Source organism: Pseudomonas sp. SWRI68, assembly GCF_014269165.1.
Lineage (GTDB): Bacteria > Pseudomonadota > Gammaproteobacteria > Pseudomonadales > Pseudomonadaceae > Aquipseudomonas > Aquipseudomonas capeferrum.
Map to the genome: position 1 here is coordinate 1 of NZ_JABWRU010000039.1, position 14,785 is coordinate 14,785.

At 61.7% G+C, this 14,785-nt stretch carries 9 protein-coding genes, 1 rRNA gene and 1 pseudogene; 7 read left to right on the forward strand and 4 right to left on the reverse strand.

The features are described from left to right. A partial coding sequence (locus HU770_RS26495) for a retention module-containing protein (RefSeq protein WP_186666525.1) occupies positions 1-2,270 on the reverse strand: 2,270 nt, incomplete at its 3' end. A 453-nt stretch (positions 2,271-2,723) separates the two neighbouring features. On the opposite strand from HU770_RS26495, the pseudogene HU770_RS26500 reads away from it, so the two are divergent. The 3 genes and pseudogenes from HU770_RS26500 to HU770_RS26510 all read left to right on the forward strand — a co-directional run. Further along, positions 2,724-2,989: pseudogene (locus HU770_RS26500) on the forward strand (channel protein TolC); the annotation flags it as partial. 44 nt (positions 2,990-3,033) lie between these two features. After that, positions 3,034-5,190 (forward strand): type I secretion system permease/ATPase, encoded by a 2,157-nt coding sequence (locus HU770_RS26505; RefSeq protein ID WP_033703532.1) that lies wholly within the window; start codon positions 3,034-3,036, stop codon positions 5,188-5,190. A 7-nt stretch (positions 5,191-5,197) separates the two neighbouring features. Beyond that, complete coding sequence (locus HU770_RS26510) at positions 5,198-6,556, forward strand: HlyD family type I secretion periplasmic adaptor subunit (protein WP_156311540.1); 1,359 nt, start codon at positions 5,198-5,200, stop codon at positions 6,554-6,556. 129 nt (positions 6,557-6,685) lie between these two features. Here HU770_RS26510 and lapD read toward each other — a convergent pair whose 3' ends face one another. Both lapD and lapG read right to left on the reverse strand, forming a co-directional pair. Next, positions 6,686-8,632, reverse strand: coding sequence for a cyclic di-GMP receptor LapD (lapD, locus tag HU770_RS26515; protein ID WP_186661680.1), 1,947 nt, complete (start codon positions 8,630-8,632; stop codon positions 6,686-6,688). Between the two features lie 10 nt (positions 8,633-8,642). Beyond that, a complete protein-coding gene (gene lapG / locus HU770_RS26520) occupies positions 8,643-9,404 on the reverse strand; it encodes a cysteine protease LapG (protein ID WP_186666529.1) in 762 nt (253 codons plus the stop codon). Between the two features lie 205 nt (positions 9,405-9,609). Here lapG and HU770_RS26525 point away from each other — a divergent pair, with 205 nt between their 5' ends. The 4 genes from HU770_RS26525 (at position 9,610) to HU770_RS26540 (ending at position 14,446) form a co-directional block, all read left to right on the forward strand. Next, positions 9,610-10,299 (forward strand): GntR family transcriptional regulator, encoded by a 690-nt coding sequence (locus HU770_RS26525; protein WP_033703537.1) that lies wholly within the window; start codon positions 9,610-9,612, stop codon positions 10,297-10,299. A 92-nt stretch (positions 10,300-10,391) separates the two neighbouring features. After that, entirely contained in the window at positions 10,392-10,895 is a 504-nt protein-coding gene (locus HU770_RS26530; RefSeq protein WP_033703538.1) for a sigma-70 family RNA polymerase sigma factor, read from the forward strand. Continuing rightward, complete coding sequence (locus HU770_RS26535; RefSeq protein WP_186666527.1) at positions 10,892-11,860, forward strand: FecR family protein; 969 nt, start codon at positions 10,892-10,894, stop codon at positions 11,858-11,860. Before HU770_RS26530 ends, HU770_RS26535 begins: the two co-directional genes overlap by 4 nt. Positions 11,861-12,031: 171 nt before the next feature. Further along, positions 12,032-14,446: a TonB-dependent siderophore receptor gene (locus tag HU770_RS26540; RefSeq protein ID WP_186666531.1), complete on the forward strand. Its 2,415-nt coding sequence runs from the start codon at positions 12,032-12,034 to the stop codon at positions 14,444-14,446. A gap of 53 nt (positions 14,447-14,499) precedes the next feature. On the opposite strand, the gene rrf is transcribed toward HU770_RS26540, so the two are convergent. Next, positions 14,500-14,615: ribosomal RNA gene (rrf, locus tag HU770_RS26545) — 5S ribosomal RNA — on the reverse strand. Positions 14,616-14,785 lie beyond the last annotated feature (170 nt).

The window sequence follows — 14,785 nt, forward strand, 5'->3', positions numbered from 1 at the left end:
GCACCAGTGATGGTGGTGCTGACAGTCGAGCCGTTGTTGTAGACGTCGTTGTCCGGGGTCTGGAAGTCGACACTGCCCTGGGTCTTGCCGGCTTCAACAGTGATGGTTTGGCCGTTCGACAAGGTCACGGTGACCGGAGTCTGGGCAGGGTTGCTCAGGGTCACGGTGTAGGTGATCACGCCACCTTCGGTGACCGAAGGATTCGCGGTCAGGGTCGCAGTGGTGTTGTCGACCGAGTCGTTGATCGTGGTCTGCGCTGGGGTCGGGTTCGGCGTCAGCTGCTCGAAGTTGCCGCCAGTGGCACCAGTGATGGTGGTGCTGACAGTCGAGCCGTTGTTGTAGACGTCGTTGTCCGGGGTCTGGAAGTCGACACTGCCCTGGGTCTTGCCGGCTTCAACAGTGATGGTTTGGCCGTTCGACAAGGTCACGGTGACCGGAGTCTGGGCAGGGTTGCTCAGGGTCACGGTGTAGGTGATCACGCCACCTTCGGTGACCGAAGGATTCGCGGTCAGGGTCGCAGTGGTGTTGTCGACCGAGTCGTTGATCGTGGTCTGCGCTGGGGTCGGGTTCGGCGTCAGCTGCTCGAAGTTGCCGCCAGTGGCACCAGTGATGGTGGTGCTGACAGTCGAGCCGTTGTTGTAGACGTCGTTGTCCGGGGTCTGGAAGTCGACACTGCCCTGGGTCTTGCCGGCTTCAACAGTGATGGTTTGGCCGTTCGACAAGGTCACGGTAACCGGAGTCTGGGCAGGGTTGCTCAGAGTTACGGTGTAGGTGATCACGCCACCTTCGGTGACCGAAGGATTCGCGGTCAGGGTCGCAGTGGTCACATCGACCGAGTCATTGATCGTGGTCTGCGCCGGGGTCGGGTTCGGCGTCAGCTGCTCGAAGTTACCGCCGGTAGCGTCGGTGATGGTGGTGCTGACAGTCGAGCCATTGTTGTAGACATCGTTCTCCGGGGTCTGGAAATCAACGCTGCCTTGGGTCTTGCCGGCTTCGACGGTGATGGTCTGGCCGTTCGACAGGGTCACGGTAACCGGAGTCTGGGCAGGATTGCTCAAGGTCACGGTGTAGGTGATCACGCCGCCTTCGGTTACCGAAGGATTCGCGGTCAGGGTCGCAGTGGTGTTGTCGACCGAGTCGTTGATCGTGGTCTGCGCTGGCGTCGGGTTCGGCGTCAGTTGCTCGAAGTTACCGCCGGTAGCGCCGGTGATAGTGGTAGTGACAGTCGAGCCGTTGCTGTAGACGTCGTTGTCCGGGGTCTGGAAGTCAACGCTGCCCTGGGTCTTGCCGGCTTCGACGGTGATGGTCTGGCCGTTCGACAGGGTCACGGTAACCGGAGTCTGGGCAGGGTTGCTCAGGGTCACGGTGTAAGTGATCACGCCACCTTCGGTCACCGAAGGGTTGGCGGTCAGGGTCGCAGTGGTGGTGTCGATAGTATCGGTAATCTGCGTAACCGCCGGCGTTTGCGGCAGGGTCACTATCAGACCGTTCCCCCCGGTGGCACCCGTCACGGTCGTCGAGATCTGCCCGCCGTCGATATACGGCGTGTCATTCGCCGGGATGGTGACATTGACGCTACCGCTGGTCTGCCCTGCCGGAATGACGATCACCGCTCCGTTGGACAGGGTCACGACCAGGTTGGACGTCGGCGCCTGGCCAACTGTCGCGGTATAAACGATTACGCCACCCGCTTCGGAGATGGAAGGGGTGGCGTTGAGGACAAGCGCGGTGGAGACATCGGTCGGCGTGGTGGGCGGTATGACCTGCTGATTGCTGTTGTTGGTGTCCAGCGCGCCAACGTCTTCAGACTCCAGCGCCGCGGCAAAGCCTAATGGGCCGGTAGGGAAACCGATGCTCGTGTCGACCCTGCCCGCTGTCTCCTCAAGCATGACAAAGCTGTGGCCACCCCCCAGCGCGCCACCACCGCCCGCCGCTGCCGGGCCTGCTGCCGTGGCTTCAAGCTCGGTAGTCGGGTCGACACCCGCAGCGATTGCCTGCTGCAGCTCTTCGACCGACGGTGCAGCCTGCGCAGTGGCCTGGCCCAGGTCGGTGCTGCTGTAGGGCGCATCCGCGCTCCACTGGCTGTCACGGCCCAGGTCGAGCAGGCGACCATCGGCCAGCTCGAGCGTTACCGCGCCGCCCGGGCCGGTGAGTACTTCCTCACCCGCCAACAGGCGATCACCTTCGATGAGTACACGCCGGATGCCCTCTGGGGATACCGCAATAACCTGGCCGACAATGCTTTTGACGATGGCTACAACGCTGCTCATTGGACTCTCCGTGTGACCCGGTTAGGGTACTTCCCTGCCAGAGCGGCGCTGTTGTAAGCCACTTCAGGCGGATCTGTGTCGATTAATATGATGAGGATTTGACGTCAAAATTACGTCTATAACTGTTTGGAATTAACTATCTGCCAAACTATTGACCTTATACTCGCCATCCTAAACAATCGGCAATGTAATGTCACATTGATATTTGCACCTTTGCCACCCCTTCCTTTAGTACTAATCCAGGGCCGGTTGGAAGCCCGCCCATCGGTCAGTTCTGGCGCCATTTTCCTGGCCCTGAAAAGCTTGAACCGTGATTCAGGACAACAGCGCTTTCGAGAACTCGCCAAAAATGCGTGCTTCACTGTTTACCGTTCTTCCCATCACCCTAGCCGCCACCTATTCACAAGCACAATCCTTGCCCGAAGCCATGCAGACCACCCTTGATAGCCCGCAGGCCATAACAACGAATGGCAGGCTATGCTGCGAATGAACTTCAACCTTTACACTGGCGTCAGCGACAAGGCTGACCTGGAGTCCAAGCTGTAACCTTCACTAAGCCAGCGTCGTCTGGTAGCGGTGAAGAACATACAATTGTTTACTCAGTATCGAATCAAGGCGACCATTGGCCACTGCTCAAGAATCAGGGTGTCGTAGCCCCGATGGCCACTGTTGTGCAGAACGATCTGAAACCGAGGGTGAGCCTGTCAGGCCTGAACTGAGGCACACCCTGCCCCACCCACCGCAAGGATGAAGAGAGCGCCGCGTGGAATCCGAAGTCAGTCGAGTCCAACTCAGCCACGATCCACGCAGTCAGCATGACGATCCCTTGCTGGATAGCCTGCTGAGCCTGTGTGTCCTGCATCAGAAACCCGCCAGCCGGGTCATGCTGACCACCGGCCTGCCGCTGCCTGCCCAGCGCCTGAGCCCCGAGCTGCTGCCCCGTGCCGCGGCCCGGGCAGGGCTGCAGGGGCGGCTGCTTCAGCGCAAGCTGGAGCAGATCCCCAGTATCGCCATGCCGGCCATGCTGTTGCTCAAGGAAGGCCGCAGCGCCGTGCTGCTGGGCTGGGAAAACGAAGACACCGCGCGCCTGCTGCTTAGCGAGAGCGATGGTGGCGAGGTGCATGTCAGCCGCGAAGCGCTGCTCAGTGACTACAGCGGGCGCGTGTTCTTTGCCCAGCCGCAGCACAAGTTCGACGTCAACCACGGCAACCTCATCCCGCGCGCGAAATCCTGGTTCCGCGACACCCTGCTGCGCAGCAAATGGCTGTACATCGATGCCATCGCCGCCAGCCTGGTAATCAACCTGATCGCCCTGGCCGCGCCGCTTTTCGTCATGAACGTGTATGACCGGGTGGTGCCCAACCAGGCAACCTCGACCCTCTGGGTGCTGGCCGTCGGCATCGCCGGCGCCTACGTCTTCGACCTTATCCTCAAGGGCTTGCGCGGCCTCTGCCTGGACCTTGCCGGCAAAAAGACCGACTTGATCATTTCGGCGACCTTGTTCGAGCGTATCGTCGGCATGTCGATGAAGTACCGCCCGGCGCGGGTCGGCAGCTTTGCCCAGAACATCCATGAGTTCCAGGGCTTGCGCGACTTCCTCGCCTCCTTGACCCTGACCAGCCTGATCGACCTGCCGTTCACCCTCCTGATCCTGATCGTCATCGCCATCATTGGCGGGCACCTGGTGTGGATCCCGATCATCGCCTTCCCGCTGGCCCTGGGCATCGGTTATGCCTTGCAGCGGCCGCTGATGGCGACCATGGAGCGGACCATGGCCCTGGCCTCGGAGCGCCAGTCCAGCCTGATCGAGACCCTGGCTGGCCTGGACGCCGTCAAGGTCAACAACGCCGAAAGCGAGCGCCAGTACATGTGGGAGCAGACCCTCGGCACCCTCAGCCGGTTGGAGCTGCGCGTGAAGGTGCTGTCGAGCCTGGCGATGAACATCACCATGCTGATCCAGCAGTTGGCAGGCGTGGCGATGATCTGCGTGGGTGTCTACCTGATCATCGACGGCAACCTGAGCATGGGCGGCCTGGTCGCCTGTTACATGCTCAGCGGCCGCGCCCTCGGCCCGCTGGGCCAGCTCAACGGCTTGCTGGCCCGCTACCAGCAGGCCAAGGTAACCATGGTCGCCACCGACCACATGATGGACTTGCCGCAGGAGCGCAACTTCGAGGAGCGGCCGCTGAGCCGCCGGGTACTGCAGGGCAGCATTGAGTTCCGCGGGGTCGAGTTCACCTACCCGAACCAGCAGAACCTGGCCCTGAAGAACATCAACCTGACCATCCGCCCCGGCGAAAAGGTCGGCATCATTGGCCGCAGCGGCTCGGGCAAGAGCTCCCTGGCCAAGCTGGTCGTGGGCCTCTATGAAGCCGACGGCGGGTCACTGCTGGTCGATGGCGTGGATATCCGCCAGATCGACGTCAGCGAACTGCGCCACAACATCGGCTATGTGCCGCAGGACATCCAGCTGATGGCCGGCACCCTGCGCGACAACCTGGTCAGCGGCGCACGTTACATCGAAGACGAAATGATCCTGCAGGCCGCAGAACTTGCAGGTGTTCATGAGTTTGCCCGGCTGCACCCCGACGGTTATGAGCTGCAAGTGGGCGAGCGTGGCCAGAACCTCTCCGGCGGCCAGCGGCAGAACGTTGCCCTGGGCCGTGCATTGCTGCTCAACCCGCAGATCCTGCTGCTCGACGAGCCGACCAGCGCCATGGACAACACCGGTGAAGAGCGCCTCAAGCAACGCCTGCAGGCGGTGATCGAGAACAAGACGGTGCTGCTGGTGACCCACCGCGCCTCGTTGCTGTCGCTGGTGGACCGGCTGATCGTCATCGATCGCGGGCAGATTGTCGCCGACGGCCCGAAAGCCGCGGTCATGGATGCGCTGAAGAAGGGGCAGATCAGTGTTGCATAAGCTCGATATGGGGCAGTTCAAGGATGGCCTGCGGCGCTACTTCAAGGGCTCCGATTCGCTCGGCGGGCAGCCGCTGCCCGAGGTCAACAAGGCGCTGATCGAGGATGCACCGCGGGTGGTGCGCCTGACCATCTGGGGTGTGATCGCGTTTTTCGTATTCCTGATCGTCTGGGCCAGTGTGGCGCCGATCGATGAAGTCACGCGCGGCGAAGGCAAGGCCATTCCGTCCTCCAAGGTGCAGAAGATCCAGAACCTCGAGGGCGGCATCGTCGCCGAAATCTACGCCAAGGAAGGGCAGATCGTCGAAATCGGCCAGCCCCTGCTGCGCCTGGACGAAACCCGCTTCGCCTCCAACGTCGGCGAAACCGAGGCCGACCGCTTGGCCATGGCGCTGCGCGTCGAACGCCTGAGTGCCGAGGTCGAAGACCGTCCGCTGCAAATCGATGAGGCCCTGAGCAAGGCCGCGCCCAACCAGGCAGCCAACGAGCAATCGCTTTACCAGAGCCGGCGCCAGCAACTGCAGGACGAGATCGGTGGCCTGCAGCAGCAGCTGGTACAGCGCCAGCAGGAGCTGCGCGAATACACCTCCAAGCGCGCGCAGTACGCCAACAGCCTGCAACTGCTGCGCCAGGAGATTGCGATGTCCGAGCCCTTGGTAGCCCAGGGCGCAATCTCCCAGGTCGAAGTGCTGCGCCTGCGCCGTGCCGAAGTGGAAAACCGTGGCCAGATGGATTCCACCGCGCTGGCCATCCCGCGTGCCGAGGCGGCCATTCGGGAAGTACAGAGCAAGATCGAAGAAACCCGTGGCAAATTCCGCAGCGAAGCGCTGACCCAGCTCAATGAGGCACGCACCGAGCTCAGCAAGGCCACGGCCACCAGCAAGGCGCTGGACGACCGGGTTCACCGCACCATGGTCACCTCACCTGTGCGCGGTATCGTCAAACAGCTGCTGGTCAACACCATCGGTGGAGTGATCCAGCCGGGTAGCGACATCGTCGAGGTCGTGCCGCTGGACGACACCCTGGTCATCGAAGCGAAGATCCTGCCCAAGGACATCGCCTTCCTGCATCCAGGGCAGGAAGCGACGGTCAAGTTCACCGCCTATGACTACACCATTTACGGTGGCCTGAAGGCCAAGCTGGAGCAGATCGGTGCCGACACCATCACCGATGAAGACAAAAAGACCACGTACTACCTGATCAAGCTGCGCACCGATCGCAGCCACCTGGGCACTGACGAGAAGCCATTACTGATCATTCCCGGGATGGTGGCGACGGTGGATATCATGACCGGCAAGAAGACCATCATGAGCTACCTGCTCAAGCCGATCATGAAGGCCCGCTCGGAAGCCCTGCGCGAGCGTTAACACCACGCCCGGCTGTGTGTGTAGGAGCGGCCTTGCCGAGGCGCCGGACCGGTCGGAAAGGGTCGCGGAGCGGCCCCAGGTTCTGTGGCGCAGCAAAAATCGCCGGGGCCGCTCCTTCACGGGGAAGTATCAGCGCCAGGGTGCAGGTTCACCCACCAGCTGCCCCTGAATACCACCCACGCCCATCTCCCGCAGCACCAACCGCTCGCCTTCCGTCTCGACCCGCTCGGCAATCAACGGCAGGTCGATACTGTGTGCGGCGCGTTGGATCGCTTCGATGAACAGGCGCTTGTGCTGCTCATGGTCAATGTTGCGGATATAGCTGCCATCAATTTTCAGGTATGCCAGGCCCAGGTGTGCCAAGTTGCCGATCATGCTGAAACGGCCGCCGAAGCGCTGCAGCGCCAGCCCGAAGCCAAGCGCGTGCAGGCGTCGGGTCAGTTGCTCGAGGGCAGACTGGTCGGGCAGTTGCTCTTCGCCGATCTCGAACGTCAACCGCGGGCCCAGCGCCGCATGCTGGCTTAGCAGCTCGTAGACGCGTTGCAGCGCCTTGGGGTCGGCCAAGGTTGCTGCGGACAGGTTCAGCGCCAGCATCTGATCATGGCTGCGCAGGTGGGCGAGCACCTTTTCCAGCACCAGCACATCCAGGCGCGGCATCCAGCCGAAGCGCTCCAGCCAGGGCAGGAAGCGCCCGGCGGGCAGTGCCTCGCCTTGCTCATCGTGCAAGCGCGAGATGACTTTGTGGTGCAATACCCGTTGCGCTGTTTCGCAGTCCACCACCGGCTGGAAAAACAGCTCGAAATGCCCATTGGCAAATGCCTGGTCGAGCCGCTCATGCCAGGCATGATGGCTATCGCCCGCTACCGCAGCTGCACCCTGTTCGAGACAGACCCAGCCGGGTGCCGGCTGGTTTTCGGCAAGGGCCAGGGCTTCGTCGGCAAGTTTCAGCAATGCCTGTGGCGCATCGCCGGGGCTGAAGGGCGCAAGGCCGATGCACGCGACCGGGCTGACATCACTGGCGCCAGTCTCGTGCAGGCTCTGCAGGGTGGCCTCCAGCGCCTGGGCAAGCTGTACGGCCTCCTCGTGCACCATACCCGGCGCCAGCACGGCGAACTCGCCCCCACGGCTGCGCGAAATCAGGTCTTTGGTTTCTGGGTAGCTGGCACAGGTACGGCGCAGTTGCTCGCCCACCGCCTGCAACAGCTGGTCGGTACGCTGCCCGCCCAGGCGCGCGTTGAGGCCTGCCAGCCCCTGCACCCGCAGCAACAGCAAGTAACCAGCCCGGGCTTCCTCCATGTTGCTGACGCGGGTGTTGAGCTGCATCTCGAAATAGCGGCGGTTGGACAGCCCGGTGAGGCTGTCCTGGTAGGACTCGGCGCGCAACCGCTCACTGCGCTCGGCCTGCTCGGTGAACAGCGCCTTGAGCTTCTCGACCATCTGGTTCATCGCCTGCACCACACGGCGCAGCTCGGGTGTGCGCGGCAGGTCTGGCAGGCTGAGGAATTCGCGCCGGGCGATGGCATGGGATTGCTCGACCATGTAGTCCAGTGGCCGCAACTGGCGGCGCAGCAACAACGCGCCGAGCACCGCACTGGCTGCACCACACAGCAGCAACCAGCCCAGGCTGCCCAAGGCGCTCTGCCAGAGCTTGGCGATGGCGAACATCGGGTGGCTGATCACCTCCACCCGGGCGGCCTGCTGCCATCCGCGGCTGACAATGGCATCACCACCGGCCGCTTCAAGGCCAATGAGGTGGACGAACCAGGCCGGCACACCCCCTCGGTCAGGCTCGGCATGGCGCTCCACCAACACGGCATTGGAACCCAGGTCGACGACCTTGATGCTCGCATAGTAGCCACTGTCGAAGATCGAGCTGACCATCAGTTCGACCATCGCCGGGTCGTCGATGTTGGGTGTCAGCGACAGCGCCAGGGCAGTGGCTGCGTCCTGGGCGTGCGAACGCAGCTGGTTGACGTACTGGCTGCGCGAGCTCTCCAGGCTGACCATGAAGCTGCCGCTGAAGGCGACCACCAGGAACAGGCAAATGGCCAACAGCAATTGTTTGAACAGTGACATCTGTGCTCCTTCAGTAAACCGGCTCGGCCGGGAACCCTTCGGCCTGCATTTTCTTCAGCAAATCCTGCCAGCGTGACAGCCGCTTGGTATCGCCTACCTTCTTGTTGCCGGCGGCGCCTGTCAGCCACAGCCCCTCACCATTGAAGGCATACACCGGCAGCAGGTCGGGACGCTGGCTCGCCGGCTTGATGGCATCCATCAGGCTGTCGAGCACCAACGGTTGAGCCTGTGGGTTTGAATAGTAGGTCAGCACCATGTGCGCTCGGTTTTGCCGCAACGCCTTGACGTAGGTGATACGCAGCTTTTCGCTGGGGATGCCCATGCGCCGTAGGCTGAAATACTTGGCAATAGCGTAGTCCTCGCAATCACCTGCCCCCTTGATCAGTGCCTGGACCGGCGTGGCCCAATAATCGACCTCATGCCACAGATCGATATCTTCGACGTAGCGCAGTTGCTGGTTGAAGAAGCGGTTGACCACCAGCAGCCGCTCCAGCTCGGTGGCCTGCTTCTGCGTGGCCATCAGGTTCTGCCAGGCGTCGATACGCCCCTGGCCTGCGCCAAGCGGGCCATACAGGGCCTGCGACTTGCGACTGATCTGGGAAAAATCCCAATCCGCGTGCAAACCGCCCAGTAGCAAGCTACCCAGCAGCGCGGCAAGGCCGACACGTCGCACAGCGGTTTTGAACATCCAGGATATCGCCACTGCGAAGACCTGTTCAGACCAGTCGAAAGCAGCGATGGTGCGGCCTCGCTGTGCAAAAGACAATGGCATCCTGCAATCACGCAACCTGGGGATGGGCCATACTAACTTTATGGCTATCTCGTTGTATGTGCCGCTTCCTTTGCCAAGCGACTTCATACACCATAGCCGCGGCCTTGGGTCACCCGCTCCAATGCGGCTGACGGTTTGACAAGCCCCCTTGCCTGTTACTAGTGTCATTGGATCCAACTTTCGTTATGGTCGAGGCAGACTCCGCGTGGCCGAGAAAATTAAACTGAGCAACGTGCTGGCTAGCGAACAGCTACCCCCACACCTGGCACGTGCTGTTATCGAAGAGCGCCTGCGCAGCGCCATTCTTGATGGGCGACTACCGCCAGGCACCGCTGTGCGTCAGCAAGAGCTGGCGACCTTGTTCGGGGTCAGCCGCATGCCTGTGCGCGAGGCCTTGCGCCAACTTGAAGCACAATCGCTGCTGAACGTGGAGATGCACAAGGGCGCTGTGGTTGCGCCGTTGATCGGCGAGGACGCGGTAGACACCTATGCCCTGCGTGTTCTGCTCGAAAGCGAGGCGCTGCGCCAATCCATTCCGCTGCTTGATGCCGACGACATCGCCCGTGCCCGCGGCTACATCCTGCAACTGGAGCATGAGACCCGCCACGCCGAACTCGGCCGCCTCAACCGCCTGTTCCACATGACGCTGTACAGCAAGGCGTCAAACAAGAAGCTGTTGCGCCTGATCGAGAACGAACTGAACGAAGAAGAGCGTTTTCTGCGCTTTCATCTTTCCTCCATGGGGTTGGGGAAACTCACCCAGGACGATCACAACGCGCTGGTGGATGCGGCCAGCGACAAACTGGTGGATGAAGCCATCGCCGTGCTGGAGAAGCACTTGAACTCCGGCGCGCACGTGATCAGGGCTTACCTGGATTCGCAGTTGGCACGATAACAGGCCGGCATGAGACGGTTGCAAATTAGCCCGGCACCGCAAACAATGAGACTAATTATCATTCATGTCCATTGAAGCCAGCGCCCTCCTCCATGCCTTCCAATGACTCCGTGCAAACGCTCTACAGTGACCACCACGGTTGGTTGCATGCCTGGCTGCGCAGCAAGCTGGGCAATGCCGCCGATGCCGCGGACCTGGCCCAGGACACCTTCGTGCGGCTGTTGCAGCGTCGCGAGCAAGTACAGCTGAACACGCCAAGGGCGTTTCTGCGGACCGTGGCACGTGGGCTGGTGATCGATCACTGGCGCCGTGAAGAACTGCACCGGGCCTACCTCGAAGCCCTGGCTCACTTGCCGGAAACACAGGCCCCCTCGGCCGAGACCCGCGAAGTGCTACTGGAGCTGCTGGAGCGTATCGCGCGCATGCTCGAAGGGCTCAAGCCAAAGGTGCGCCGCGCCTTTCTGCTGGCCCAGTGCGATGGGCTGAAACACCAGGCCATCGCCGAGCAGATGGGCATATCCGTACGCACCGTCGAGCGCTATATCGCCGATGCGCTTTACCATTGCTACCTGCTGCGCTTTGAAGACGAGCGATGACAGTAGTCGCGCCGTCGGCCAAAGCGGTCAAGCAAGCCATTCAGTGGCTGCTCAGGCTGCGAGAGAGCGGTAGCAGCCCTGCCCTGCTGCAGCAATGCGAGCAGTGGCGTAGCGCGCGGCATGAGCACGAACTGGCCTGGCAACGGGTGATACACCTGCACCAGGACCTTGACCTGCGCACCATCCCCGGCGCTGGGGTTGCCTTGCACACCCTGGAAACCAGCCAGCGGCGCCTGCACCGGCGCCAGGCGCTCAAGTTGCTTGGCGGCGTCGCCCTGGTGGGCTCCGCCACCTGGCTGGCCAGAGACCTCGATAGCGTCAGCGCCTGGGCTTCGGACTACGCCACTGCTACTGGCGAACGGCGGCGATTGCACCTGCCCGATGGCTCATTGATGCAACTGAACACGCGCAGTGCGGTGGACCTGGCCTTCGACCAGCAGCAGCGTTTGGTTCACCTCAAGCAAGGGGAGCTGATGCTCACCTGCAGCGAAGCGCAGGATCAGACGCGCCCCCTGTTGGTACAGACGCAAGAGGCCTTGCTCGAAGGTTTCAATGCTCGCTTTGTGGTACGCCAGGATATCGCCTGCACCCGCGTCAGCGTCAGCCAGGGAAAGGTGGCGATACACCGGCCGGGGAATGGCCAGGTGCAATGGATCGACAGCGGCCAGCACTGGCGCCTGGATGCCAGCGGTGCACAACGCCTCGATCGCGTGGATATGGACCCCACGGCCTGGAGCGAAGGGCTGATCGTGACCCGCGACATGCGCTTGCACGATTTTCTCGCGCAAGTGAGCCGCTATCGCCATGGCTACCTGGCTTGCAGCGATGACATTGCCGATCTGCGCCTGTCCGGTGTGTTCCGCCTGGACGACCCGGAGCAACTGCTGCAACTGCTGCCGAAAACGCTCCCGGTCAGCCTTCGCCAACGCACACGTTGGTGGATCCGCGTCGAGCACATGGCCTGACTTCACCCCTGCGGGGATATTTTTGGCGGGTTTTGGGCATCGATCCGGCTAGGACAGTAAGCAACGCCTTCTGCCCTCAACCTTTCAACGGACGCTTTCATGCCCATTGTCTCTACCTCTACACACCGTACTAACGAGAATGATTTTCGACCTGTCTTGAATTCAGCCAGCCTGCGCAAGGCCGTCCGGGCAGCCCTGCTCGGTACCGCACTGGGCATCAGCGCCCTGCCCCTTCAAGCCCTGGCCGCTGAAGCCGCGCAGGTCAGCCAGCAGTATGCGATTGCGCCCGGCGAACTGAACGATGTGCTCAACCAGTTTGCCCGTCAGGCGGGGATCACCCTCTCCAGCACACCGCAATTGACCATTGGGCTGCAATCCCGTGGCTTGCAAGGGCAGTACTCGGCCGATCAGGCGCTGCGCCAATTGCTCAATGGCAGCGGCCTGGAGGCCGTAAGCCAGGGTGGGCACAGCTATGTGCTGCGGGCCCAGCCAGACAACGCCGCACTGTCGCTGCCAGACACCGATATCCGCAGCTTCTCCCTGGGCAATGCCTTGGGCAGCATGGATGGCTACAACGCCACCCACAGCCAGGTGGCGACCAAGACCAGCATGCCCCTGGTGGAAACCTCACAGTCGGTCTCGGTGGTGACTCGCCAGCAGATAGATGACCAGGGCTCGCAGACCGTCGCCCAGGCCATGCGCTATACGCCTGGGGTGCTGACCAACCCCTATGGCGCCACCCACCGCTACGACTATGTGGCCATGCGCGGTTTCAACGACGGTTCGGTCGACAACATCTACGTTGACGGCCTGAAGTCCATGGGTGACAACGGCACCTACAGCACCATGCAAGTGGACCCTTACTTTCTGGAGCGCATCGACATCCTCAAAGGGCCCTCTTCGGTACTCTATGGCCGCAGCTCGCCAGGGGGCCTGGTGGCACTGACCACCAAGAAGCCCCTGTTCACGCCCTTCCATCAGGTGCAGGCCACCGTCGGTACCCAAGGCCAGCGTGGCATGGGCTTCGACTTCAGCGGCCCGGTCGATGACGACAAGCGTATTGCCTATCGCCTGACAGGCTTGGCGGACAGCTCTGATACTCAGTTCGACCATAACAAGGAAGAACGCTACGCCATCGCACCGGCTATCAGCATCGACTTCACCGAAGACACCTCGCTGACGCTGCAGGCATACCTGCAGCACGACCCCAATGGTGGCTACCACGGGGGTAACCCGGCTGACGGCATGCTGCACAAGCGCAACGGGCTGCGCCTGTCAGACCACTTCTTTGAAGGTGAGCCTGGGGTCGACAACTACGAGCGTACCCAGCAGTCGTTCAGCTACCAGTTCGAGCACCGTTTCAACGACGTCTTCACCGCCCGGCAGAACTTCCGCTACCAGGATTCTGACGTAACGATGGACCAGGTGTATTCGGCCGGTTGGGCCGACGCCGACAGCAACATCCTCAACCGCGCCTACACCGGGGGCGACGAGCGCCTGCATTCGTACATCATCGATAACATGCTGCAGGCGGAGTTCTTCACCGGCGCGGCCAAGCACACCTTGCTGCTTGGCACCGACTACCAGCGCCGCAAGGCCGACGTGGAATGGCGTTACGGCACGGTCGACCCGCTGGATGCCGGCAACCCTCAATATGGCAATGGCAACCTCCAGGTACTTGGTGAAAACCGCTATCAGCGCCGCCTGCAGCAAACGGGTGTGTACCTGCAGGACCTGGTTGAGCTGGACCAATGGCGCTTCTCGCTGGGCTTGCGCCAGGACTGGGTGAAGGTCTCCGAGGAGAATCGCGACAGCAACACCAAGGTCAACGATCAGCGCTCCAAGTTCACCACCCGAGCGGGCGTGCTGTACTTGTTCGAGAACGGCTTGGCACCCTATGTCAGCTACTCGGAGTCGTTCAACCCCAATACCGTGTCCGACCAGGAAGGCCGGCCGTTGGCACCGACCGAGGGCACTCAGTGGGAAGCGGGTATCAAGTACCAGCCGCCCGGCAGTGACAACCTGTTTACCGCGTCGGTGTTCCGTATCGAGCAGGAGAACCTGGCCTCCAAGCAGCCGAACGAAGACTTCTACCGCCCGGTGGGTGAAGTACGCTCACAAGGCCTGGAGCTGGAGGCGCATGTTCAGCTGACCGACAACCTCAAGCTGTTGGGCGGCTACACCTTTACCGACATCGAGTATGCCAAGACGATGCCGAGCTTGGTGGCAGCAAACCTGGACAACAAGGGTAATTCGCCCACCCAGGCACCCAAGCAGATGTTTTCGCTGTGGGCCGACTACAACTTCCGCCAGGGGCCGCTGGACGGCCTGCGACTGGGCGGTGGGGTGCGTTATGTAGGGTACAGCTGGGTGGATGCGGAAAACAGCATGAAGGTGCCCTCCTACACGCTGTTTGATGCCTCGATCGGATACGACCTGGGCAAGGTTGGCCTGACGGGGGTGGATGTGCGCCTGAACGCCAACAACCTCACCAATGAGAGCTACGTCACCTCATGTGCCAGCCTGAACTATTGCTACATGGGTGAAGAGCGCAACGTCAGCGCAACGGTCAGCTATCAATTCTGACCCGAAAAGACAAAGCCCCTGTCTGCGATGCAGACAGGGGCTTTGGGTTTGAATCTTGACGATGACCTACTCTCACATGGGGAGACCCCACACTACCATCGGCGATGCATCGTTTCACTGCTGAGTTCGGGATGGGATCAGGTGGTTCCAATGCTCTATGGTCGTCAAGAAATTCTGTGTGCCGGCCCGTCCTGAAGACGTGCCCGCGAATTTCTATGGCTTCTACTTAAAGACAAAACCCCTACCTGCTTGCGCAGATAGGGGTTTTGCGAAATGAATCTTGACGATGACCTACTCTCACATGGGGAGACCCCACACTACCATCGGCGATGCATCGTT

What these genes read in the sequence shown, in the direction of transcription:
- HU770_RS26510 (WP_156311540.1), top strand. Translation starts at nt 5,198, where the DNA reads ATGGGGCAGTTCAAGGATGGCCTGCGGCGCTACTTCAAGGGCTCCGAT.
- HU770_RS26535 (WP_186666527.1), top strand. Translation starts at nt 10,892, where the DNA reads ATGACAGTAGTCGCGCCGTCGGCCAAAGCGGTCAAGCAAGCCATTCAG.
- lapG (WP_186666529.1), bottom strand. Translation starts at nt 9,404, where the DNA reads ATGCCATTGTCTTTTGCACAGCGAGGCCGCACCATCGCTGCTTTCGAC.
- lapD (WP_186661680.1), bottom strand. Translation starts at nt 8,632, where the DNA reads ATGTCACTGTTCAAACAATTGCTGTTGGCCATTTGCCTGTTCCTGGTG.
- HU770_RS26530 (WP_033703538.1), top strand. Translation starts at nt 10,392, where the DNA reads ATGCCTTCCAATGACTCCGTGCAAACGCTCTACAGTGACCACCACGGT.